We start from the raw sequence: 25050 nt of genomic DNA, 5'->3' as shown, positions 1-25050 counted from the left end.
AGGGTTAGAGCCAGTATTAAGTACTATTCAAGGTGGTAGCCTACGTAACGCGATCCCTCGGGAAGCTAGCTGCAGTGTACTTTATCCAGCCGACAAACAAGCCGAGCTAAACAGTTTGCTGGAACAACAGATTACCCAGCTGCAAGATGAATACGGCCTAGTTGAAACCAGCCTTGAAGTGCTTGCAGAAAACATTGAGCGCCCCAGCCACAGTTTAAGCCCAGCCCTATCTCAGCAAATTGTGGCCAGCTTAAACGCCTGCAACAACGGCGTAGTGAGCATGAGCCAGACAGTGCCGGGTGTGGTAGAAACCTCGTTAAATATAGGGGTGATTAGCCAAACCGCAGAGAGCATTGATATTAAAATTTTGGTGCGCTCGCTAATTGACTCCAGCCGCTTACAAGTTGAAGCCAGCTTAGCCTCATTATTTAGTTTGTGTAATGCCAAGGTTAGCCATAGCGGTGCTTACCCCGGTTGGAAGCCAGACAATAACTCCACCATGAAGAGCGTGGTTCAACAAAGCTACCAGCAGCTATTTGGCCAATGTCCAGAGGTGATGGTGATACACGCTGGTTTAGAGTGTGGTCTATTTAAAAGTGCTTACCCAGATTGGGACATGGCCTCGTTTGGCCCCACGATTAAATTCCCCCACAGCCCCGATGAGAAAGTGGAAATTGCCGCGGTAGAAAAGTACTGGCAACTGCTACTCAGCGTATTGCAAAACATTCCTGCGAAGGCTTAGTTAAGCTCAAACGGCAAAGCCAGTTGTGCAGACTGGTTTTGCTGTGGGTGCACCAAACCAATATGTACCCCAATGAGACGCACCGCCTTACCCTTGCCTCTTGCTAAGGCCTCGTCTAACAAACTCAATAATAGGGTTTCGTCAATCGTTTGGCATTGCTGCTCTTTAGTGGTTTGGCGAAAATCGGCGAACTTTACCTTCACGCCTAACTTGTTGATATTCGCCTCTTGTAGGTGTCGTTCACTGCGCCGCCGCAGCTCCGGTAATAACCCGATTAGCCGCTCGGCCAATAAGCAGGGGTCGCCCTCATCTTGAGCAAAAGTACGCTCTACCGCCACCGATTTACGTTGTCGCTCACTCGATACTTCGCGCTCGTCAATACCTTGGCAACGCAGCCACAACATATCGCCAAATTTACCAAAATGCTGCTTTAACTGTGCTCTATCGGCGCGGCGCACGTCTGCTCCGGTGTACAGCCCTTGCTGGTGTAACTTTTCAATACTCACCTTACCCACACCAGAGATCTTTTCTAAGGCCAATTGTTCAATAAACTCGCTCACCTGCTCAGGGCAAATCACAAATAAACCATTGGGTTTATTAATATCAGAAGCAATCTTGGCGAGAAACTTCACCGGCGCCACGCCGGCAGAGGCCGTTAAGCCAGTTTCATTAAAAATATCTTGGCGGATCTGCTGAGCAATCAAAGTGGCCGAACCTTGGCATAACTCACTATTGCTCACGTCGAGGTAGGCTTCATCTAAAGACAGCGGCTCAACCGCTTCTGCATACCGATGAAAAATGGCTTGAATTTGCTGGCTCACTTGCTGATATACCGCCATACGCGGCGCCACCAGTTGTAAATGCGGGCAAAGTTGTAAGGCCTTATGGGTGGGCATGGCCGAGCGAATGCCATATTCCCTGGCCAAATAATTGCAAGTAGTTAGCACGCCTCGGCCCCCGCGCATGCCTCCCACCGCTAACGGAACTTCAGCCAAATGTGGCTGGTCACGCATTTCTACAGCAGCATAAAAACAATCCATATCTACATGGATAATTTTTCGCGGGTGAACTGCCGATGCCATTAAAAAACGCCCAAAACTGTATTTTTATACAGTGTAATTACTGGCAGAATAAATGCCAAGCTTTATACCAATCGGGATAAGTGAATGCGCAGGGCATTGCGCAAATATAACGCTTAGGGCGAGGCTCTAACTTGCGGCTAGCTAGTTAGCGACAAAACCTATAAGGTCGCTAGTAGCAAGCATGAGCCAATATTTATTCTGATGGGCATTAGAAACTAGCTTCTAAGCTTAATTTTACATTTGCTATGGTGTCATTATCACTGCTTCAGTAGTATTAAAACACTCTGCAAAACAAAGGAAATCAGCTAGTGAATCAGCCGCGTGTTAGTCAACTGAGTATTTATCCCATCAAATCCACCGCAGGGATCCACCTAAACCGAGTATTTGTTGAAGAATACGGTTTAGCCTTTGACCGACGTTTTGTAGTCGCCGATCTTAGCGGCAATCAAATTACTGCCAGAACACACCCCAAGCTTGCCCAAATTCACAGCGCACTAACCGTTAGTGGTCTGCAATTACGCGCGCCGGGCATGAACGGTTTAAACATCGTCTACGATGAGTTTTCCAAGAATTACCACGAGGTAAAAATATGGAAAGACAGCGTGCAAGGCCAGCACTGTCATGGCGATTACGATACTTGGTTTAGCCACTATCTCGGCGAACCCTGCCAGTTACTGTTTTTTGGCGAGCTCTCATCGCGCTTAGTAAAACAGCGTGAGACTCAGGTGGCTTTTGCCGATGGCTATCCGCTATTGCTGATTTCAGAAGCCTCCTTGGAAGATCTCAACCTACGCTCAACGCTTAATCACAGCATGGCGCAATTTCGCCCTAACCTAGTGGTGAAAAATACCGAAGCCTTTGCCGAAGACGGCTGGAAGCGATTCCGCATTGGCGATGTAGAGTTTGAAGTACAAAACGGCTGTTCTCGCTGCATCTTCACCACCCTAGACCAAAGCAGCGGTAAGTTTCATCCCACTAAGGAGCCTTTAACTACCTTGGCGGAATATCGCAAAGGCGACGATGGCAATGTTTACTTTGGGCAAAATGTTGTGGCCTTAAACAGCGGCACGATTAGCCTTTATGATCCAGTGGAAGTGCTAGAAACCAAAACTCCCGAACACTATCCAGAAAACATTAGCAAACGTAAGCAAGCCGAGCCCACCAAGCCTAGCTGGCAACAAGGCGAAACTATAGATTTACAATGCATTGCCAAAAAAGCCGAAACCCACGATTTAACCACCTATATTTTTGCCGCGCCGCCGCATCGCCAGTGCGACTATCAAGCGGGGCAATACTTGGCTTTTGATTTTGAAATAGACGGCAAACCGGTGCACCGCAACTATACCTTGTCGAGTTCACCAAGCCGCCCCGAGCGCTTAGCCATCACCGTGAAAAAACTAGAACAAGGCTTGGCCTCTAATTGGCTGCATCAGCACTTTACGCCGGGAATGAGCTTAGCGGTACACGCCCCCAGTGGCGACTTTCACCTACAACGCACCAATAACCATAAACTGCTGCTACTGTCAGCGGGCAGTGGCATTACGCCTGTATTGTCGATGCTACGTTATTTAAGCGATATGAACATAGCTAAAGACATTGTGTTTTTACATAGTGCTCGCCGAGAGCAAGACTTAATGGCTCAAGCAGAAATCGCCCTACTCGCCAGTAGTTTCAAACATTGCCAAGTGCATTACACCCTCACCCAAGAGGCATCTAGTTCTTGGCAGGGCTACCAAGGCCGGCTTAATCGCGGCATGTTGATGGATATTCCCGATCTTAGTGAGCGCAGCGTATTCCTCTGCGGGCCACAAGATTTTATGCAAAACGCCAAAGAACAACTACTGGCCTTAGGTGTACACCAAGACGAGATTTTCGAAGAAAGCTTTGGCCACGCGGTGGAGCCCGTCAGCGATTCTAAGCCGGTTAATATTTTGTTTGATAGCTGGGATACCTATGTGCAGGGCAACAACCAACAAAATATACTAGAACAAGCTGAACAAGCAGGCCTACAATTACCCTACTCCTGCCGTGGTGGCTTTTGTGGCACTTGCAAAGTTAAACTGCAAAGTGGTGAGGTTAAGCAACTAGAAGACAGCGGCCTCAGCGATGCAGAAAAGCAACAAGGCTACATTCTTAGCTGTAGTTGTATTCCAGTGAGTGATTTATGTATCACCCATGATTAAACTAACTCTATTCACCCTTACTTTAACCAATAGATAGGAAGACCCCATGAAGTTTCTTCACACGATGGTTCGCGTACGAGACCTTGACGAATCTATGCATTTTTATTGTGACCTGCTGGGCATGAGCGAAGTTCGCCGTTACGACAGTGAACAAGGGCGCTTTTCACTGATTTACTTGGCCGCCGACGAAGACATAGAACGGGTTAAAGCCGAACAAGCACCTTGTTTAGAGTTGACCTACAACTGGCCAGATGAAGACGGAAAACAAGAACAATATACTGGCGGGCGTAATTTCGGTCATATCGCAGTTTCAGTGGAGAACATCTACGCACTATGCGACAAATTACAACAGGCCGGTGTTACCATTAATCGCCCCCCGCGTGACGGCCACATGGCCTTTGTAGTATCACCAGACGGCATTTCGGTAGAGCTACTACAACAAGGCGAAGCCTTAGCGCCCAAAGAACCTTGGGCCTCTATGCCAAGCACCGGCAGCTGGTAAAAACTCAGCGCTAACAGTAAGTGTAAATAGGGCGATACAGCTAGTTTTGGCTGTTCGCCTTAGTTTTGTTATACAAGCCGTCATGCCGAGCTAGAAAAACGCAACCAAAGCTTGATAAAATGCTAACAATCTATAAACAAACAAAAACTTCTGCTAATGGACGACCGCGAACGGATCATCGCCGAACTACAGCAACAAAATAAGTGTTTACAAGCGCAGCTAGACGAGACCACTAAGTTACTTAACATCAGTTTGCACGATAGTGGGCTGGTGTTGTGGCAACAGCACATCCCTTCAGGACGCTTAAGCTTGTATAACTCTGAATACGGCAAAATCTGCGGCGTTTCTGAAGATGAACAAGCGGCGCTGTACGAAAACTGGAAGTCTAATTTGCACCCTGAAGACCGAGAGTTCGCCATTGAGGCCTTTGAAGCAATGATCAAAGGCCAAGCAAACGAGTTCAACGTAGAATATCGAATGATTCATAAGGATGGCAGTACCCGCTGGGTGAAAGACCGAGGCAGCATCCAAGAATATGATGAAAACCACCGCCCCTTGCGAGTGATTGGTACCCACATAGACATCACCCAATCTCGCCTTGACCAAGTTCGTCTAGCACAATTGGCTCACCACGACACTCTCACCGGGCTGCTCAATCGACATGCTTTTGAATTGCAGTTTAAAGAGTATTGTCAGAGCATCGATGAAGTGGGAGGCACCCTGATGTTCATCGACTTAGATAAATTTAAGCCAATCAACGACCAATACGGACACACCATTGGCGACAAGTTGCTAATCGCATGTGCCGAGCGCATTAATAAACATTGCCCAGAACACGGCGTCTGTGGCCGTATTGGTGGTGATGAATTTGCTCTGCTGGTGCCCTTTAGTGAAGAACAACAATTAAGCCAATTAGCCGAGCAGCTATTAGCCAGCTTTGAGGCCCCCTTCACCCACCAGAACATATCGGTGTCGGTGAGCTTAAGCATCGGCATGTGTAGTTTTCATCGCCACGACGAAGACTTTCAGCAAATCCTACATCGTGCCGACCAAGCGATGTACCAAGTAAAATACAATGGCAAAAATAACTTTGCCTTATGGTCGCCAAATAGTGAGTAGCTAAGAGAATTGGTACTTTGACGCCCGGTTAAGGGCTACTCATACGTGGTAAATGCGAAGTAAAGTCAAACAAACTATAAAAATATCAATACCTTAGCCTGTTAAATATTTACTCTCTTTGTCTCAAAATTAAGAGTGGACAACCGCAGTAACTAACAGCCTTTGTGCTTAAATTGTTATCTAGTATTTAGATCTACTCTCGCTCACTTCAGAAAAATATAGACTTATAAGATAAACTCAAAGATTAAAACCGCCCTAGTTAACCATTATGCCATTAGAGCACCAATTGTTGCTCTAATGGGAATGCTCTTAGGATTAGTCCCTTCTAGACGATCTACTTTAATGCCGAAATGTTCGGAAGTAACACGTTTACGATGAAATAAATATCACAGTTTTACAAAAATAGTGGAGAGCTATTTTTGGTATGAAACTGCGACTCGCTCAACAAGCTTTCATCTTTTAGAGGTATAAATTTCATGCACCTTAACCATAAGGGCATTCTTTTCGAGAAAAGACAACAGTCACAGGTAGTTAGCTCAAGGGCATCTGTAAGTATTTTTAATTGGTTTACCCACAATAACAGCTACCTAAATACTTCTTATCCGTCATGCTTATTCCCAGCACCTAAAAATAATCAGTCTCACAAGGTTTTAACCTACGCATCTTTGGGAGAGAGCTAAAAGCCAGAATCATAATTCATTAGCCAAATAGCTAAGTGTTACGCTGTTCTAACCAAGCTAAAATTGTCGGTATAAATTCCACGGCAAAAGCATCTTGCTCTAACCACATGAGTTTAATCCATTGCAGAGCCCCAATACTTTGACCGCTAAATGAATCTGCGTTTAACATTGCATGACTAGCATTAGCTATTAGCATTGTAGTGACGAAACTATTGTTATTCTCTTTCCAAGATGCAAACTCTTGCTTTGCATTTACATTGAGATCTTTCTCACCCCATAAATATAAACTAGGCACTTTAATCTCTGAATAATCTTGTTTTGCATCCGATTTAAAGTTGTTTAAGACAAACTGAAAACGCTCTTTGGTCATAGCTTTCTTTCCAGCAAACTTTACATATTCACTATACGATGGAGCCTGTAGCAAAAATGAAATTTCTTTAGTGTAGTCAGCTAAAGCAGCGCTGATCTGCTTCTTATTTTTACCCGCCAATTGACAGTCAATTTTTGTGTAATACCGGCCCTGCTCAACCCAATTAGTAGCGAAGCCAATACCAATAACAAAACCCATTTTTGAGTTTTGATTTGATATGGCAGGTAAGACCCAGCCAGCTTGGCTAAAACCGATGAGCCCCGTAGTTTGAGCAGTAAAATTATATCTATGTTGAACAAAGTCTATTGCAGCTAAGACCTCAGATTGTCGATCAAACATGGTCTGCTCAAGCCAATCTCCTGAAGACCCCCCTACATTTGGCTTATCCCAGCTAAACACAGCATAACCATTTTGTCTTAGTGGCTCCCAAATAAGATTGTAATAGCCTCCTGCATCGTAGGTCATCGCCCCATCACCATGAACAAAAAGTAAAATCGCTTTAGCTGGTTTGCCATTAGTGCTTGCAAGGTAATGCCCAGATAAACGAGTATTTTTGTGTTTAAAGGTCACTTCTTCAGCGAAGCAATACGTGAATGAAGATACGGCAAAAAATAATGACGCAATCAACCTAATCATCTTGCCTCCATCAAGTGAATATGCTCTAAAGAAAATTAAAATAGCCCACCTAAACTAAATCACTAAACAATGACAATTAAACTAAGCTGCCGTTACTAAAACAAACCAACATTAACATCTTTTAGTCATAACAAGCCTAAGACAAGACTAAAAAATAATTTAAAAACAACAACATTGGCTACTAAGCATGGCTTAGCGAGACTTTAACCTAACGCTAAACAAAACAAAGCCGAGTAATTATGGAATAACGCAGCCCTCTTTAAAAATGATGAGATAGAGGGGAATAACATTACCCAAGAAATTACGATACTGGATAAGAGAATGGTTATCCGAGCCGACAGCAGTCTGAGAATAACACGAGGAATTTAATGTCGTGAGGTGTATTAGTGGGAAAATTCGGCTCTTATCATGTAGTTGGGCAGATCGATTACCCTACTATTGATTGCTAGACTAAACACGCTGGATACATGCTAGCTAACCAATCTCCAATCAGAACTTACAAACATAGATTCATTTATATATCTAAATTGACTTTTCTGTGATCAATATCAAATATACTTGACATCCTCTTCCTCCGAGTCTCAAATAGTGGAAGGTGATCACAGGGAGTGATTAGAATGCAACGCCTAGAAGTCTCAGTACTACTCCGTGCTTTTTCTATTTTTGCGATTGTAGCAAGTCATTTTGGTTTCATAGCGCTTACTGGTGGTGCTTTTTACCTAATTGCGCTCTCTGGCTACAATTTTGTCCGCTTTACTCTACCCAAGTTTGGTTTTTCTGCAGAGAAACCCGAAACCGTAGAAGGGATTAGCTTTTTACAGAAATACTTCCGCTTTGTGGTCAAAATTATTGTGCCAACCTGCCTCTACTTGATTCTTCTCTACAGTGTTTTTGGTGAGTTTCATTGGTTTGGTCTGTTTCTGATGGGCAACTTGATGGGCCCTAACTACGCCCATGGCTTCAGTTATTGGTTCTTAGACGTACTGATCCAAATTTATGTTCTTTTTGCATGTATTCTGATGATTAAGCCTCTACGTTGGCAATTAACCATTGAGCCTTATCGTTTCTTCGCGGTAGCAACTGTCATTTCAGTGATTGTGCGGTTTCTATTCCTGTCACAATTTGACACCAATGCGCTAATGGATCGCCTACCACACTTGATGTTCTACATGTTTGTACTTGGCGCTCTTATCTCACTCAGCCAAACCACCTCACAGAAACTGTTAACCTCTGGGCTGTTAACTTTAGTGTGTTTGTATGATTTGATTAATGACTTTGGTGGCAATGTGACGATGATGTATTTTGGATTACTGGCAACCTTATGGATGCCCGCCATCCCCTTTCCGAAGTTACTTGCACGGCCGATTACACTAGTCGCAATGTCATCCCTTTTTATTTATCTCTGCCATTTCCAGGCGCGTAGTCTGGCCCAAAAGCTACTGCATGAACCTAGCCCCGCAGTATGTACGCTTTTTGCTTTAATCATTGGGATCATCGCAAGCGAGTTATGGAAACGGCGACATAGGCTATTTAATAGCGTCAAAACCCGCGTATTGAGCCAAGTCAAAGCCTGATGATACATTAAGCTTGCCGAGCAGGCGGATCATATACTGCTCATTTGCTCGCTCCCCGTATCATTAAGGCCAGAAAGCTTCGTTTTAAGCTAGATACCCAATATAAAATCAAAACCAACCATTGATTATGTAGTTATTTTGGGCAAATAACGCGAGAGAGTCTAACCAGTCAAGAAAGGAACGGCTGGAAGAGCGTTCACATCACCAGCCGATAAATTGATAACAAGCATTTTAGCTTAAAAACTGTAAGCCCTATTCCACGCCTTGATCGCCCCGTTACCGGCTTCGACACCATTTTGATATGCCTGTTGTAGGGATTTGGTATCACGGCTCAACCTTTTCAGCTGGAAATTATCCGGCGGACATATTTGCACAATCTCCACACCATGAGGCGGATTTTCGATGAGATCCACGGCTTGATTATAGCGAATATCCCGTGTCAACATGGGTTCAATCAAAGCAGGGGTATGACGCAGTAAATGACGCATCAAACCAGGAGCTTTCACTGGAGACTTGCGATACGCCGACGGACGACTGCGCAGCACCATAATCCGCTTGGCTCCGCGGCGCATGGCTTCAGCAACCGGAATCGCATCGGCAACGCCACCGTCAACGTACGGCACACCGCCGAGTAACACTCCGCGACGGTAGGCTATTGGCACGGCGCTGCTGGCTTTCATCGTTTCGGTCAGCAACGCAAGCTCCGGCGTGTGGTACTCTGCAGCGCCCGTATCCTGTCGCGTCACTCCCAGAAAAAACGGCCGCGACTCCTGTTTGAGGGTATGCATGTCTATCCCCAGCTCGGCCAGAGTCACCGTCCACATCCAGTCCAGATCCATTAAATCACCACCGCGCAGAAACTGCCCGGGGCGGACGAATTCACGGCGACAACTGTAATCGGTATAAATTTTCAGGTTTCGCCCTGGCATATTGGCCAGATAGGCCGCAAGATTACTGGCGCCAGCCGATACTCCCCAAAAGCTGTCAAACGGAGAAAAATCCTGCGCTAAAAAGCTATCCAGCACGCCACACGAGAAAACACCTCGCATCGCGCCACCTTCCACGATGAGTGCATTTGGGCCAATTTGCTGTGCCATTTGAGTCCGAATCCGTAGAGTCAAAACACTAGCCTACCGCAAATACCACGGCTAACCAATTCTCGTGCACAGTTTCCAACTAAAAGAACGTTGTAAACGTCTGATTATTAGCCATTATTAGTATTATCATCAGCAAATGGTACGCGTATTAAAGTGCTATATTAAAGTCGCTGTCACCCCCGAATTGCTCTAAAACAGTCATTAGCTGCTCGACTGAGCATGGATTGTATTTCTCTACCCGTTGAGAGTTAGCTCTAACAAAAAACTGTAGCCCAAACCTTCATCAGAGCTCAGGTACACCAAAGGTAAAAATCGCAGAATAAATACTGATCCGAGAGTGCAGCTCTTTAAACTTCAAGACTCAAAAAAGCTAAACAAGCCAACCACCTTACTCACAAATTATGGCTTAACGGAGTTTTAGTATCAGCGAGGCGAACGTTTAAGGAAGTAAGGTGAGTGAGGCGAAAACATAGCGCCATTTTTCATAAGCGAACTTTAGCCTCTAGCAAAGCTTTTATACCAGCGGCTGATTTGCTTACGCCGTGGCCAGAACAGTCCCAAAAATATCGCCGCGTAAATCAAAGGCTCTAGGTAGCCGGACTTAAGTGACCACCAAAAATGCACCACCACCAGCAAACTCAGCGGATAGATAAAACCATGCAATTGCAGCCAGCGCTGCCCCATTCGCTGTTGCAGGGCTTTAAAGGAAGTAACGGCCATGGCTAACAACACTAAAAAGACCAACATGCCTAGCCAAATGTAGGGGCGTTTCACCAGCTCTTCGGCAAATAGCGACCAATCTAAGGCTAAATCAAACAGCAAATAGGCACTCAAATGTAAGCTAGCATAGGCGAATACGTATAGGCCGATTAAGCGGCGAAACGCCAGTAAGGCTGGGACTTTGTAGCGCCGAGAAAGCGGCGCTAAGCACAATGTCAGTAGCAAGATATTTAAGGCACTATTGGCAAGATAGTGAATGATTTGCTGAACTGGGTCACCGCCCCACCACTGCATTAGTACTGCGCTCACGCAATAAGCTAAAGGGCTTAACAGCGCGAGGTGGAGCAGCGCCTTTAGCTGCCATCGATAGCTTTGTAGCCAGCGGTTTAGCAATTTGCTCATTGGCACTCCTAAAAGTAACGGCTTAAATCCATGCCTTTATACAAATGCGCCACCTGTTTGCCGTAGCCATTGAACAACTCGGTGGGAATACGTTTGCGCCCCAATAAGCCGGCATCGTCAATTCTACGTTCGCTGGCTTGGCTCCAACGTGGGTGGTCTACTTGCGGGTTCACATTGGCATAAAAGCCGTATTCATGTGGAGCGAGTAGGTTCCAAGTGGTGGGTGGCATATTTTCCACAAAGCGGATCCGCACTATCGACTTAATGCTCTTGAAGCCGTATTTCCACGGCACCACTAAGCGTAGCGGTGCGCCATTTTGCGCAGGCAAGGTTTTACCGTACATGCCCACCGCCAGAAAAGTGAGAGGGTTCATCGCTTCGTCTAGGCGCAACCCTTCCACATAGGGGTAATCGATACCGCCGCCAATGAATGGGCTTTTCTGACCGGGCATTTGTTCGGGATCGTAGAGCGTCTCAAAGGCCACATAACGAGCGGAAGACAGTGGCTTAACCTTTTTTAGCAACTCGCTCAAACTAAAGCCCACCCAAGGGATCACCATTGACCAAGCCTCTACGCAGCGCAAGCGATAGATGCGCTGCTCAAGCGCCATGCTTGCCATTACTTCGTCTAGGTCTAGCGTCAGAGGCTGCTCCACCAAACCGTCGATGGTGAATGTCCACGGGTGAGGGTTAAACTCTCGGCTGTTTCTTAAGGGGTCGTTTTTACCGGTACCAAACTCATAGAAATTATTATGGCTGGTCGCCTTTGATTCAGGGGTTAAGGCGTCCTTATGCAAGGGGGGAATATCTGTCTTAGTTAAGGCCTTGCGTACTAAAGCGGCTTTGTCGTCTTCGTCACTGCCAAACCAAGAGGCAGCCTGACCAACACCAGGCAGCGCCGCAGCAGAACCGGCTACCGCCAAACCTTTAATGATATTGCGGCGCTGCTTAAACAGCGCTTCTGGGGTTACCGCAGATTCAGGCTCTTCCCAGTCACGTTTAATTTTCAACCACATAGCATCTCCTTTTTAGAACAGACCACACCAGTGCCGAATAAATTTCACTTTGCTGCAAAAAAGACCGCAATATCACAACACTTTGCATGACTTACATCTTACTGACAACCCGCTTAAGGTGCTGATAATCACCCATTACTGGCAAGCCTGTTAGATAACGGCGCAACATGTCCATGGCAACGGCTGTAGACATAATACGTACCACCGAGCGACTTCGATTAAACATTTGTAGCTGTTGGCTAAAACAACGTTTACCGTCGGACAAACTAAAACACACGGTGCCTACCGGTTTTTCTTCACTGCCGCCACCGGGCCCAGCAATGCCGGTGATAGACAGCGCTATGTCGGCTTCACTATGGCGCAATGCGCCTTCTGCCATGGCTTGGCTGGTTTGAATAGACACCGCGCCATATTCAGCAAGCAAGGACTCAGGCACGCCTATGCTTTGCTGTTTGGCTTGGTTGCTGTAGGTAACAAAACCGCGCTCCACATAGGCAGAACTGCCTGCTACGGCCACTAGCTCACTGGCGAGCATACCGCCGGTGCAAGACTCAGCAAGCACTAGCTTTTTGTTTTGCGCTATCATCAACTGTTGCAGATGCAAGGCCCAGTCGGCTTGATCTTCAGAAAATACATGCTCGCCCAGTTGCTGGCGTAGCGAATCAATTAACGCAGTAAACTGCGGCTCGGGACGCGGGTAAAAGACTTTCACCTCGATGCTGGGGCGCGCCGAGCGATACCCTAGACGCGCTCCCTCGGGTAAGGCAAATCCATCTAAACGATCGCTCAAGGATGACTCAGAAAGGCCAAAAGTATAAAAGCGTTTTACTTCGCCCTGTGCTTGTGGCTGCTGCTTGGCCAGCAGCGGAAACCATTGCTGTTGAAGCATTTGTTTAAACTCGCTGGGCACACCAGGAGTAAAAATGAGTTGGGCACCAGCATATTCAATTATAAAACCACAGGCGGTGCCAATGGGGTTATCAACTAAGGCCGCGCCTTTAGGTAGCATTGCTTGCTTAAGGTTACTGCTAGGCATTGGGGTATCTTGCGCCTGATACCAAGCTTGTAATTTAGCTAACCAATCTTGGTTAAGCTCTAGTTCCGTGCCCAGTAAACGGGCGGCCGCCTCGGCGCTTAAGTCATCAGAAGTTGGCCCAAGCCCACCGTTCACCAATACCCAATCACTACGTTTGGCAGCTTGCGCCATGGCATCAACAATGTCGTCCAAGTTGTCGGCAACGGTTTGTCGGCGACTAAAGCTTAAGCCCATATCGCTGAGCGCTTGGCCACACCAAGCCGCGTTGGTATCGGCAATGTCACCTTGTAACACTTCATCACCGGTACTCAGCATTTCTATTCTCATTATTGCTTCCTTAAAGTCCGCGATAAAACTGCTTAATAGCCGCTACTAGCTGTTGAACATCTTGCTCGCCCACGTTGAGGTGAGTAACAAAGCGCATCGGAGAGCCTGCCGACATCAAGATCCCCTGCTCGGCCAAGGCACCAGCAAGCGCGGCGGATTGTCCTTTGCGGCACTGGGCGTAAACGATATTGGTTTGTACCGCACTCGGGTCACAATCTAGCTCCTCAATGCTGGCTAGCTGCTCGGCCAGCAACAAGGCATTGGCATGGTCGTCTGCCAAGCGAGCCACATTATGTTCTAACGCATATAAACCCGCCGCCGCAATAATACCGGCTTGGCGCATACCGCCACCCAGCATCTTACGAATACGGGTAGCTCGAGCAACTAGAGCCTCGCTGCCCAATAACAAGGAGCCCACTGGCGCACCCAAGCCTTTAGATAGGCAAATGGTAAAGCTGTCGAAGGGCGCAATTACTTGGCGCTCATCTTCGCCGCTTTTTACTACCGCATTAAACAAGCGCGCACCGTCGAGGTGAAGACTCAGCTTATGTTGTTCAACAAAGGGGCGTAGGCTAGCCAAATAAGCTTGAGGCAGTACCTTGCCGCCAATGGTATTTTCTAAAGACAACAAACGCGTCTGAGCGAAATGAAAGTCGTCGGCTTTAATCGCAGCCGCCACCTTGGCTAAATCTAAACTGCCGTCACTGCTGTTTTCTATCGGCTGCGGTTGTACGCTGCCTAATACCGCAGCACCGCCACCTTCGTATTTGTAGTTATGCGCTTGTTGGCCACAAATATATTCATCACCACGCTGACAGTGCGCCATAATCGCCAATAAATTAGCCTGAGTCCCAGAGCTGCAATATAAGGCGGCCTCGGTGCCCATGCGCTCTGCGGCATAATCCTGCAGGCGATTCACCGTAGGGTCATCACCATAAACATCATCGCCCACTTCGGCTTGTGCCATTAGCTTGCGCATTGCCTGACTCGGCTGGGTTACGGTATCACTTCTAAAATCACTCATTATTCTGCCTCTTTTTTATTTGCCTGTAACCAAGCCATTGGATCGGGAAACTGAAATTGATAATTTAAACTGCTTTTAATTTTATGATTGCTAATGACTTTGTTGCTACCGCCTTGCTCATCAAACTGGGGAGGAGCCACACCGAGTTGTTGCGCCGCCAAATTATAAAACGCCTGTTTCGACGGATGCTGATCGCAACAAGCGTTAAAACACTCCCCCCATTGGTCGCGCTGAATTAAACGACTAATCAAAGCGATACAATCATCACGATGAATGATGTTAACAGGACTACTGGCTCCGCTCACCGTTTTACCCGATAAAAATCGTCCCGGTTTACGCTGCCCGCCCACTAAGCCGGAAAAACGCAAGACACTCGCCTGAAAAGCCTGGCGATTGAGCAAGTCGTCTTCTATCTGCTTTAGGGCTATTCCCGAGTTAGTCTCTGGCTGGCGAGGCGCGGATTCGTCCACTAGACCTTGCTGGGCACCGTATACCGAGGTCGACGAGATAAACAATACACGTTTCACTTGATAGCGCTCGGCGGCATCCAACAAGTGCTGAATTTGCGCAATATGAAATTCGGCAGTATTGGTTTTTCTTCGAGGAGGAATGTTAATAATCAGCAAGTCACAATCGAGTAAGGCAGCGATATTATTTGAGTCAATTTTGGGATTAAGCTCTAGCTGATAAGCCTCAATGCCGAGATGATGCAATTCATCTAACTCAGCTAATTGACGCCTCGAACCGAGAATGTGAAACCCTTGCTGCAATAGACTTTGTGCCAAGGGCAAGCCCAGCCAACCACAGCCAACAATACTAATTCGCTTAATCACCGCTTTTCCTTTATATCAGTTGATTTGGCTATTATGCAGTGAAACGCAGGCAAAAAAAAACGACCTAATGAATTAGGTCGTAACAGCAAGTTTTTTAGAATTGTTGATACCTAGAAAAGCTAAGTAATTCAATCAACCCTATACAGCGGGAAAGTTTCAATTAAGTCATCTCAAACTCAATTTTCAAATGCGGCTAACAGTTGCATTCGATGTGAAAACGATACCAGAAAACCTTTTCAACTCAAGCAAAAAAAAAGGCTGCAAGCAGCCTTATTTAGATTTATTGATTGAGATCACAATTTATCTGCAGCCGAGTCACGCACGATTAATTCTGGGTGGAATTTTAAATCCAAGATATTTGGGCCCATTTCATCCCCTTTTGACTCAAGAATATCTATCGCCAATTGCGCCGCACGCTTGCCCATATCTTCAATTGGGTAGCGTACCGTGGTTAATTTGGGATGAACAAAACGTGCGTAGTGATTATCGTCGTAACCCACTACCGAAATTTGCCGTGGAATATCAAAACCACGGTCACGTAACGCCGACAAGGCCCCTGCCACCATCGAATCGTTGTAACCCACAATGGCGCTAAACTCTACACCACGCTCTAGGAGTTTTTCCACCGCTAAACTGCCGCCAACCTCATCGGGATAAGCACGAGCGATCAACTGTTCATTCAAGGGACCAAAACGCTCTTCCATCGCATGACGGTAACCCGATAAGCGCTCTACTCCGTCGGTAAACGACAAATCATCGGTAGTGATAAACGCAATATCTTTATGGCCTTTATCCAATAAGAAAGTGGTCGCCTTATAACAGCCCTGATGGTTATCCAAGTAAACACAACGATTTTCAAAACCAGGAACGAGGCGGTTAATGAAAATAAATGGTGTATCGCAATCTGCAATTTCACTTAACTCTTCATCACTTAATGCCATTGAGTGAACAATTACCGCATCACACTGACGTTGTAATAGGATATCAATCGCATGACGTTCTTTTTCTGCGCTATGGTGACCAGACATCACAATGGTGTACTTGTCTGATTCATCAACCACTTCTTCTATGCCTTTCATCATTTGCACAAAGAAAGGACCGCCACCTAAGTCACCCACAATCAACCCAATACAGTCGGAACGCTTACTCACAAGAGCCTGAGCGAAACTATTAGGCCGATAATGCAACTCATCCATTGCTCGAAGCACAGCCTCTCGCTTCTCTGGTGCAACTTGGGCAGTATTGTTAATGACACGGGATACTGTCGAAATAGACACGTTTGCCAACTGAGAAACGTCTTTAATAGTGGCCAAATTACTTACCCTCTCTTCATCTGCCTGAGCAGAATTAATTTGAAACTTTCATCAGGCAAAACTATACCAAGCCAAAGCAAAACTTGATAGTTAAACTGTGCTTCAGAGTGTAAACTAAGATCAATAAATAGCTATGTTGTTAGCTTCCCTTGATGCAAAGTTTTATCTGTTTCATCAACTAATTAAGCAAATGAATTATGTCACTGTTAAGTAAAATACGCTGTGCACTTACCTTGGGCCAAGGAGTGTTGCTGTCACCACCGGAGCCCACAGGAACCGAAGACCCCTTCGAACTATTTGAAACGTGGTTTAAACAGGCTGAGCAGTCTGGCATTGTGCTGCCCGAGTCAATGACCGTATCCTCGGTGGGTGAAGATGGTCGCCCTTCTGCCCGAGTGGTATTGTTAAAAGAGTACGATGAAAAAGGTTTTGTCTTCTATACCAATTACAGCAGTCGCAAAGGCCAAGAATTAGACAATCACCCGCTAGCTTGTCTGACCTTCCACTGGAACATATTACAACGCCAAGTTCGCATTGAAGGGCGAGTTGAGCGTGTCAGCCACCAGCAGTCGGAAAACTACTTTCATAGCCGTGGCCGTGGCAGCCAAGTTGGCGCATGGGCCAGCCATCAAAGTCAGGTTATTGCTAACCGCCAGGTACTAGAGCAGCAAGTCTCTGCTTACAAAGAAAAATTTTCCGGTGGCGAAGTTCCCCTACCGGAATTTTGGGGTGGCTACCGAGTGATCCCCGATTGCATCGAGTTTTGGCAAGGTAAGGCTGACCGTCTGCACGACCGTTTCCGTTACACCAGCGATGCTAAAGGCTGGAAAGTAGACCGACTCAGCCCTTAGATTTTCCATAAGGGTAAGCAAGCTCGTTCGGCGTAAGGAACGGGCTTAGCTGCTGTTGACGCCGATATTGGTATACCAGTTGGTAGGCCAGTACACTTTGCACGTAATGCCGTGTTTCACGAAAGGGAATCGACTCCACCCAGACGTCGGCTGGCACATCACCACGTTCATCCAACCAACGATTCACCCGATGAGGCCCGGCATTGTAGGCTGCAGCCGCTAAGATACGATTACCTTGATAACGATTCATTAGCCCATCGAAATAGGCGCTGCCTAAGCGAATGTTATCTTCAGGCTCAAACAACTGTTGGCGGGAGCGATAACTAAAACCAATTTTTCGCGCCGTCTCTTTAGCGGTAGCAGGCATTAGCTGCATCAAACCGCGAGCCCCCACTGGGCTCTGTGCCAGTGGGTACATGGCACTTTCTTGGCGCGCTAGCGCGTACAACAGACTAGCTTCTAGATGGCGCTTGTTCGCAAAATACTCAAACTCTTTGCTAAAGCTAAGCGGGAAGCGCATTTCTAATTGATCCCACTGCTTGGCAACAATGGACGCTTGCACGGCCAGGTCCTGCCAATTATTACTTAGGGCCAGTACTCCTAAATCTAACTGACGCAGTAAACTGGAACGTCGCAACATCTCGCTCCACTCACTACGGGCCGAGTAGTACTCCTCCAAGGCCAGCAACTCTTTTACCTTTAATACCGTAGGGTGCTGATTTAGTTGTTGTAGTACATCTTGACTGGTTTGATGGCGCTGTTCGCTTAACTGATAGGGCTGCTGTAAAAACTGCGCCGCCAAAAAGCCGTAGTAACTGCGCTCTTTGGCTAAGCCTTGCAAGGTCGGTTCGGCTCGCTCTTGCTGGCCCAGAGCCACTAAGGCGCGAGCTTGCCAATAGGTCCAATGTTCGTGGCCTTGTTTGGCCTGCGGCAAACGAGCAATCCACACCCCAATTTGCGGCCAATCTAGCTCCGCAATAGCGAGACGAATGCGCCTCTCGATGATGGCACTATCAGGATGCAAACGCAGTTGCCTATCCGCCCACTTTAATAATGGCGGACTAGGTTCATCGATAACTCGGCGAATTAAATAGGCTTCCACGCTGCGGTAAAGCGCAGCAGACTTGGCTAATTTTTTTTGCCAACGCTGTAAGTGTTCCACCGCAGCATCTAAGTCTTGGCGCGACAAACGCTTAATGGCCATCAAGGTAATATCGCGATGGCGAGCAGAGTTGCCCAAGTTTAACTTGCCAGAACTGATAACCGACATCGGTTTGGCATAAGCCTGTAACAGTAGCTTGGCATCGGCTTTATCGCTGCCAGAGTAAGCTTTTGCTAGGTATTTTAACAAGCCCAACTGTCTAGCCTGAAAACTAAGCAGCATGCGTTGCCAACGCAAGTCATTGCTAATTTGTCCCGCTTGCTCCCAGCGCTCAAACAAAACATCACAGGCCTTGGGCCGAGAGCGGCCATACAACCATAACTGCTCGGCGCCCTGCCAAGCTTGGCCAGTGTTACCCACTTGCAGTTGGGCGTAGAAATGATGGCATTGTAAATCAACGCTATTGGGTTGCTGCGGATAAAAATCGAGATAGGCTTGCCATTGCTCGCGTCGAGCCAGTTCCAGCATGAAGCGACGCTGCAGCGCCGAACTCAAATGAGACTGGGGATTGTGGCTAATAAATTGCTCTACTTGGGCCAACGAGGCCTGCTGCAATTGGCCACGCAACTGGTAATACTGAAGATAATTAAGCAAGGGATAGTCGGCCAATTGCGCCATCAAGCGCTCGGCTTCTTGCCATTGCTGCTTACGTTGCAGCTCCCGCACATCTTTGTATGACTGTTGCTGGGAAGTCAATTGACCAGCTTGAGCTACGCTCAAGCAAACCATGCAGCTTACCCATACAACGACTCGCCAATACCGCTGAAACATGATTATGGCGCCCCATCAAACCAAACAACTCGTATTTAGATTAACGCAGCTTCGATCAATCGGCGAGTATATTCTTGCTTAGGCTGAGAAAAAATTTGTTCGGTTTCGCCCTGCTCAATCATCTGTCCATTTTGCATTACCAGTACTCGATGGCAGAGTGCTCGCACTACAGCTAAATCATGGCTAATGAACAAATAGCTAAGATTATATTTTACTTGTAGTTTTTTAAGTAATTCTAGCAATTGCTTCTGCACCGTGCGGTCTAAGGCTGAGGTAGGCTCGTCCAGAATCAATACCTCGGGCTTCAATACCAAGGCTCGTGCCAAAGAAATACGCTGACGCTGGCCGCCAGAGAATTCATGGGGATAACGATGCATACTACCTGGCTCTAGACCAACATCTTGTAAAGCCTGCGCCACTCGCTGCTCAAGTTGCTCTGGGTTAAGTTTAAAGTGCAATTGCAAACCTTCGCCAATAATTTGCAATACCGACATCCGCGGGCTAAGGCTAGAAAAGGGATCTTGAAAAACAATTTGTAAATAACGCCGCAGTGGCCGCATCTGCTTCATTTTGTATTGGCTAAGCGACTGGTCCTTAAAGTAAAGCTCGCCTTCACTGTCGATTAAGCGCAGCGCCGCCTGAGCTAAGGTACTCTTACCCGAACCACTTTCGCCCACCACGCCTAAGGTTTCCCCTCGGTGTAACTTAAAATCAATACCGTCAACCGCTTTGATGTGATCAACCGTGCGTTGCAATAAACCCTGCTTAATAGGGAACCATACTTTCAACTGCTGGGCTTGCAATAAACACTCTTGCTGAGCTTGTGGTAACTCGCCGCGCACCGGTTCAGAATCCAGCAACATTTTGGTATACGGATGCTGCGGATTTGAGAACAGTTGTTCGGTATGCTCGACTTCCACTAGCTCACCGTCTTTCATCACTGCCACTCGACCAGCATAATGACGCACTACGTTGAGGTCATGGCTAATTAACAAGACCGCCATACCCAACTGTTGCTGCAGATCTTTTATCAGCTCAAGAATTTGCCGCTGAATAGTTACATCCAGAGCGGTGGTTGGTTCATCGGCAATCAGCAACTTGGGTTCCACCGCCAGCGCCATGGCAATCATCACCCGCTGGCGCTGCCCACCAGACAACTGATGAGGGAAACTGTTTAAACGTTTTTCCGGTTCACTAATGCCCACTAAGTCCAATAGCTCCAGTACCCGCTTACGCGCCTGTTGTTTACTCAAGCCTCTATGAATAAACAATACCTCACTAATTTGCTTTTCAACGCTGTGCAGCGGATTTAATGAGCTTAAAGGCTCCTGAAAAATCATCGAGATTTGATCGCCCCGCAAGGCTTGCAGCAACTGTTTGGGTTGGTTGAGGATCGATTGCCCTTCTAAATAAACTTCTCCACTAAGCTGGGCGCTTTCGCCGAGTAAGGACAAAATAGATAAGGCGGTAACGGACTTACCCGAGCCGCTTTCTCCCACCAAGGCCAATATCTCGCCTTGATAGATGTCAAAACTGAGCGGCTTCACCACTGTTTGTGCTTGTCCAAAGCTAACCGATAGCTGTTTAACTTCTAATAACTTATTCATTACTCAGCTACCTAAATACGCTTTCTTGGGTCAAAGGCATCTCGTGCTGCCTCGCCAATAAATACCAACAACACCAAAATAATCGACATAGAGAAAAAGGCGGTAATGCCCAGCCAAGGGGCTTGTAAGTTATTTTTACCTTGAGCCACCATTTCCCCTAAGGAAGGCGAGCCCGGTGGCAGACCAAAACCTAAATAATCCAAACCGGTTAAGGCAGTTAAGCCACCGATGAAAATAAATGGCATAAAGGTAAGCGTGGCAATCATCGCATTAGGCAAAATGTGTCTCGCCATAATCGCACTATCCCCCACCCCCAAGGCCCGTGCTGCTTTAACATACTCAAGGTTTCGTCCGCGTAAAAACTCGGCGCGAACCACATCCACTAAGCTCATCCAACTAAACAGCAAAAGAATCGTTAATAGCCACCAAAAACTAGGCTGTACCAAGCTAGATAGGATAATTAACAGGAACATTTGCGGCATGCCGGACCAAATCTCAATGAAACGCTGGCCAAACAAGTCAACTCGCCCACCAAAGTAGCCTTGCATTGCGCCCACAGCGACTCCAATCAGCGAACTGCTAATGGCCAATACCAGCGCAAACACCACCGATAGGCGAAAGCCATATAACAAGCGGGCAAAAACGTCTCGCCCTTGGTCGTCGGTGCCCAGCCAATTCTCTGCAGTAGGCGGTGATGGAGACGGAACGCTTAAATTAAAATTAATACTATCGTAAGAAAAGCGTACTGGTGGCCATAACATCCAGCCCTGTTGCTGGGTAATCAGCTCTTGAATATAAGGATCGGCATAATCGGCTTCGATATCTAAATCCCCACCAAAATCCAGTTCACTGTATTGCTGAAAAATCGGCATCATCCACTGCTGCTGATAGCGGATCACAATCGGTTTGTCGTTCGCCACAAATTCAGCAAACAAGCTGATAAAAAACAACACGATAAAGATCCAAAAACTCCAATGCCCACGACGGTTAGCCTTAAACTGCGACCAACGACGCTGATTAATTGGACTGGCTTTTATTCGTTGCCACTGTGCTAGTACCCCCATTATTGTCTCCCCTCAAAGTTAATTCGGGGATCAATCAGGGTGTAAGTGATGTCACTAATGAGCTTTAAAATCAGCCCAATTAAAGTCGACATATACAAGGTACCAAACACTACCGGATAATCACGATTCACCACCGCTTCAAAACCGAGTAAACCTAGGCCATCTAGCGAAAAAATCACTTCAATCATAAATGAGCCGGTGAGAAAAATACTTATTAAGGTCGCTGGCAAGCTGGAAATCACCAACAACATGGCATTACGAAATACGTGACCGTATAACACGCCTCGCTCGCTTAGGCCCTTGGCGCGAGCGGTTAATACATATTGTTTATTGATTTCATCGAGAAAGGAGTTTTTAGTTAACATAGTCAGCGTAGCAAAGCTGCTAATCACCATCGCCGTCACAGGTAAGGCTAAGTGCCAAAAGTAATCGCCAACTTTACCCAGTAAGCTTAGTTCATCCCAATTGCTTGAGGTAAGGCCACGCAGTGGGAACCAGTCCCAATAACTGCCTCCAGCAAACAATACAATCAACATAATGGCAAACAAGAAGTTAGGAATGGCAAAACCAATGGTGACAAGGGTTGAACTCCACACATCGAAGCGACTGCCATGTTGTACCGCTTTACGGATCCCCAAGGGAATGGAAATGCCATAAACCAATAAGGTGGTCCATAAACCTAGCGATATCGACACCGGCATTTTTTCTAGAATCAATTCCACTACCGAGCTATCGCGATAGAAACTATCGCCAAAATCAAAGCGTAGATAGTTACCCAGCATCTCAAAATAACGCTGATACAAGGGTTTATCAAAACCATAGAGTTGCTCTAATTCTTGCACCAACTCGGCAGGAAGCCCCTGTGCACCGCGATAGTGACTGCTAGAGCTTGACCCATTGTTGCTTTGGATGATTTCAGTATCAATGCCCGAATCCACGCGCCGCGTCGCGGAAGTATCGATGCCTTGAATTTTAGCGATAGCTTGTTCAACAGGCCCACCAGGGGCCGACTGAATAATGATGAAATTAAGTGTCATAATCCCCAACAAAGTGGGGATCATTAGCAGTAAACGACGAACAATATAGCTAGTCATTTATTGTTATTCTACCCACCAGCTATCAAGGCCTAAGCCATACTTAGGATTACGGGCAGGACGTTTCAGCTTATCCCAATAAGCCACACGCCAGGCATTTAAATGCCATTGAGGAACCACATAGTAAGACCATAATAACACTCTATCCAAAGCCCGCGTGGCGGCGATTAACGCGTCTCTGTCGCCAGCCGCAATCACCGCTTCAATAAGCTGGTCAATAACCGGATTTTTGATGCCGATGATATTTCGTGAACCCACATGATCGGCGGCTTTACTGCCCCAAAAATCTCGTTGCTCGTTCCCCGGAGAGGAGGATTGGCCAAAGCTCCCTACCACCATATCAAAGTCAAAACTTTGCACTCGATTCACGTATTGCGACACATCCACTAAGCGAATCTCAGTGCTAATGCCGATTTTTTGTAAATTGCGGGTATAGGGTAGAACGATGCGTTCGAAACTTTTTTGATACAGCAAAAACTCAATATGCATTTGCTGTCCTTGAGCGTTCACCAGCTTACCCTTGTCTAATTGCCACCCCGCGCCCTTCAATAAAGCCAAAGCTTCGCGCATTTGCGGACGCACGTTGCCATCGCCGCGGGTTTTATCCAAGCTAAATGGAGTAGTAAACAGCTCCTTGGGTAATTGCTCTTTAAACGGACTTAATAAGGCTAGCTCTGCCCCTTCAGGAAAACCGGTTGCGGCCAATTCCGAAGCAGCAAAATAACTTTCGGTGCGCTTATAAGCACCATAAAACAATTGCTCATTGGTCCATTCAAAGTCGAATAATAAACCAATGGCTTTACGAATATCCCGCGATTTAAACATCTCACGGCGAGTATTAAATACAAAGCCCTGCATGCCCTGTGGATTTTCGTTTTTCAGTACATCGGTATGCACCTTACCACTATCAAACATTGGCCCCGTATAGGCAGTTGCCCAATCTTTAGCACTAGTTTCTAAACGATAGTCAATACGCCCTGCCTTAAATGCTTCTAAAGCTACCGACGAGTCTCGGTAATATTCATAGTTAATTGTGGCGATGTTATAACGCCCGCGATTAATCGCGAGGTTTTTACCCCAGTAATCCTTGACTAGGCTATAACTAACCGAGCGGCCAGTATCGTATTCACTTATTTGATAAGGGCCAGAACCTAAAGGCAGGGTTAAATCAGCTTTACTGAAGTCATGCTGTTGCCAAAAGTGTTTAGGCAATATCGGTAGCTGACCTAAAATTAACGGCAATTCTCGGTTTGAACCATCCACAAAATCGAAGCGAACACTTAACTTGGATTCTGCGCTCACCGATTTAACACTGCCGTAATAGGCGCGATAAAATGGTGCGCCCTGCTCCATCAATAGATTAAAGGTAAATACCACATCCTCGGCGGTCACAGGCTGTCCATCATGAAAGCGAGCTTGTGGGCGTAGATTAAAACGCACCCAAGAGCGATCGGCGGGTAAGTCGATAGTCTCAGCTAATAAGCCGTAGAGGGCGAAGGCTTCATCTTGGTTAGCGCTTAATAAGGTATCGTAGATTTGCCCCACTCCGGCTGCCGGATTACCTTTTACGATGAAAGGGTTAAATGTATCGAAAGTTCCCTGCGCTTCATGGGTAATACTGCCTTGCTTAGGCGCATTAGGGTTAACATAAGGGAGATGAGGGAAGTCAGCCGCTAAGGCCGGCTCTCCGTGCATCACTAAAGCGTGGGAACGCACGAATTGTTCGGCATGGGCAAGGTGAACCAGCAGTAATAAACAAGCCGAAAACAGCCATTTCATGATATGCGCTTCCTTTTGGGTTAATTGAATCATTAACTTAACTAAGATCGAGCCCTAGTTATAACC

20 protein-coding genes are annotated in these 25050 nt (G+C 46.7%); 6 read left to right on the top strand and 14 right to left on the bottom strand.

Features of this window, described 5'->3' with window-relative positions; translation table 11 throughout:
- Positions 1-742: M20/M25/M40 family metallo-hydrolase (locus tag ACQY6Q_RS18075; protein ID WP_427983579.1), on the top strand; the 742-nt coding region annotated here is incomplete at its 5' end.
- On the opposite strand, the gene dinB is transcribed toward ACQY6Q_RS18075, so the two are convergent.
- On the bottom strand, positions 739-1824 hold the full coding sequence (dinB, locus tag ACQY6Q_RS18070; RefSeq protein WP_427983578.1) for a DNA polymerase IV: 1086 nt from the start codon (positions 1822-1824) through the stop codon (positions 739-741). The genes ACQY6Q_RS18075 and dinB overlap by 4 nt on opposite strands.
- 308 nt (positions 1825-2132) lie before the next feature.
- On the opposite strand from dinB, the gene ACQY6Q_RS18065 reads away from it, so the two are divergent.
- The 3 genes from ACQY6Q_RS18065 to ACQY6Q_RS18055 all read left to right on the top strand — a co-directional run bounded on the left by ACQY6Q_RS18065 (position 2133) and on the right by ACQY6Q_RS18055 (position 5628).
- Positions 2133-4007, top strand: coding sequence for an MOSC N-terminal beta barrel domain-containing protein (locus ACQY6Q_RS18065; RefSeq protein WP_427983576.1), 1875 nt, complete (start codon positions 2133-2135; stop codon positions 4005-4007).
- Positions 4008-4053: 46 nt separating this feature from the next.
- Positions 4054-4509: a lactoylglutathione lyase gene (gene gloA, locus ACQY6Q_RS18060; protein WP_427983574.1), complete on the top strand. Its 456-nt coding sequence runs from the start codon at positions 4054-4056 to the stop codon at positions 4507-4509.
- A 156-nt stretch (positions 4510-4665) separates the two neighbouring features.
- A complete protein-coding gene (locus tag ACQY6Q_RS18055) occupies positions 4666-5628 on the top strand; it encodes a sensor domain-containing diguanylate cyclase (RefSeq protein WP_427983573.1) in 963 nt (320 codons plus the stop codon).
- Positions 5629-6339: 711 nt separating this feature from the next.
- On the opposite strand, the gene ACQY6Q_RS18050 is transcribed toward ACQY6Q_RS18055, so the two are convergent.
- Positions 6340-7314 carry an alpha/beta hydrolase family protein gene (locus ACQY6Q_RS18050; RefSeq protein ID WP_427983572.1) on the bottom strand — a complete coding sequence of 325 codons (975 nt, stop codon included), beginning with the start codon at positions 7312-7314 and terminating at the stop codon, positions 6340-6342.
- Positions 7315-7931: 617 nt separating this feature from the next.
- On the opposite strand from ACQY6Q_RS18050, the gene ACQY6Q_RS18045 reads away from it, so the two are divergent.
- A complete protein-coding gene (locus ACQY6Q_RS18045; RefSeq protein ID WP_427983570.1) occupies positions 7932-8888 on the top strand; it encodes a hypothetical protein in 957 nt (318 codons plus the stop codon).
- Positions 8889-9124: 236 nt separating this feature from the next.
- On the opposite strand, the gene ACQY6Q_RS18040 is transcribed toward ACQY6Q_RS18045, so the two are convergent.
- The 7 genes from ACQY6Q_RS18040 to ACQY6Q_RS18010 all read right to left on the bottom strand — a co-directional run bounded on the left by ACQY6Q_RS18040 (position 9125) and on the right by ACQY6Q_RS18010 (position 16656).
- Positions 9125-9985, bottom strand: coding sequence for a patatin-like phospholipase family protein (locus ACQY6Q_RS18040; protein WP_427983569.1), 861 nt, complete (start codon positions 9983-9985; stop codon positions 9125-9127).
- Between the two features lie 495 nt (positions 9986-10480).
- Positions 10481-11107, bottom strand: a complete 627-nt coding sequence (locus ACQY6Q_RS18035; RefSeq protein WP_427983568.1) for a sulfite oxidase heme-binding subunit YedZ — start codon at positions 11105-11107, stop codon at positions 10481-10483.
- An 8-nt stretch (positions 11108-11115) separates the two neighbouring features.
- A complete protein-coding gene (gene msrP, locus ACQY6Q_RS18030; protein ID WP_427983566.1) occupies positions 11116-12123 on the bottom strand; it encodes a protein-methionine-sulfoxide reductase catalytic subunit MsrP in 1008 nt (335 codons plus the stop codon).
- Positions 12124-12214: 91 nt separating this feature from the next.
- A complete protein-coding gene (locus tag ACQY6Q_RS18025; RefSeq protein ID WP_427983565.1) occupies positions 12215-13486 on the bottom strand; it encodes a CinA family nicotinamide mononucleotide deamidase-related protein in 1272 nt (423 codons plus the stop codon).
- A gap of 10 nt (positions 13487-13496) precedes the next feature.
- On the bottom strand, positions 13497-14510 hold the full coding sequence (ltaE, locus tag ACQY6Q_RS18020) for a low-specificity L-threonine aldolase (protein WP_427983564.1): 1014 nt from the start codon (positions 14508-14510) through the stop codon (positions 13497-13499).
- Positions 14510-15343 carry an SDR family oxidoreductase gene (locus ACQY6Q_RS18015; protein ID WP_427983563.1) on the bottom strand — a complete coding sequence of 278 codons (834 nt, stop codon included), beginning with the start codon at positions 15341-15343 and terminating at the stop codon, positions 14510-14512. The genes ltaE and ACQY6Q_RS18015 overlap by 1 nt, the downstream gene beginning before the upstream one ends.
- 293 nt (positions 15344-15636) lie before the next feature.
- Positions 15637-16656 (bottom strand): LacI family DNA-binding transcriptional regulator, encoded by a 1020-nt coding sequence (locus ACQY6Q_RS18010; RefSeq protein ID WP_427983561.1) that lies wholly within the window; start codon positions 16654-16656, stop codon positions 15637-15639.
- 197 nt (positions 16657-16853) lie between these two features.
- On the opposite strand from ACQY6Q_RS18010, the gene pdxH reads away from it, so the two are divergent.
- The gene (gene pdxH, locus ACQY6Q_RS18005; RefSeq protein WP_427983559.1) at positions 16854-17507 is read left to right on the top strand and encodes a pyridoxamine 5'-phosphate oxidase; all 654 of its coding nucleotides are present in this window, start codon (positions 16854-16856) and stop codon (positions 17505-17507) included.
- Here pdxH and ACQY6Q_RS18000 read toward each other — a convergent pair.
- From ACQY6Q_RS18000 to ACQY6Q_RS17980, 5 genes are read right to left on the bottom strand one after another with little or no spacing between them, the layout of a single operon-like run.
- Entirely contained in the window at positions 17497-19440 is a 1944-nt protein-coding gene (locus ACQY6Q_RS18000) for a transglycosylase SLT domain-containing protein (protein WP_427983558.1), read from the bottom strand. The two genes, pdxH and ACQY6Q_RS18000, sit on opposite strands and share 11 nt — an antisense overlap.
- Before the next feature lie 35 nt (positions 19441-19475).
- On the bottom strand, positions 19476-21047 hold the full coding sequence (locus tag ACQY6Q_RS17995; RefSeq protein WP_427983556.1) for an ABC transporter ATP-binding protein: 1572 nt from the start codon (positions 21045-21047) through the stop codon (positions 19476-19478).
- A gap of 11 nt (positions 21048-21058) precedes the next feature.
- Complete coding sequence (locus ACQY6Q_RS17990; RefSeq protein ID WP_427983555.1) at positions 21059-22111, bottom strand: ABC transporter permease; 1053 nt, start codon at positions 22109-22111, stop codon at positions 21059-21061.
- The gene (locus ACQY6Q_RS17985; RefSeq protein ID WP_427983554.1) at positions 22111-23205 is read right to left on the bottom strand and encodes a microcin C ABC transporter permease YejB; all 1095 of its coding nucleotides are present in this window, start codon (positions 23203-23205) and stop codon (positions 22111-22113) included. The genes ACQY6Q_RS17990 and ACQY6Q_RS17985 overlap by 1 nt, the downstream gene beginning before the upstream one ends.
- A 6-nt stretch (positions 23206-23211) precedes the next feature.
- Positions 23212-24984, bottom strand: a complete 1773-nt coding sequence (locus ACQY6Q_RS17980; RefSeq protein ID WP_427983552.1) for an extracellular solute-binding protein — start codon at positions 24982-24984, stop codon at positions 23212-23214.
- Positions 24985-25050 lie beyond the last annotated feature (66 nt).

Origin of the sequence: Agarivorans sp., assembly GCF_050295395.1 — a bacterium.
Taxonomy (GTDB): Bacteria; Pseudomonadota; Gammaproteobacteria; order Enterobacterales; family Celerinatantimonadaceae; genus Agarivorans.
Note: the sequence above shows the minus strand (reverse complement) of the source record. Positions and strands in the feature narration are given on the sequence as shown.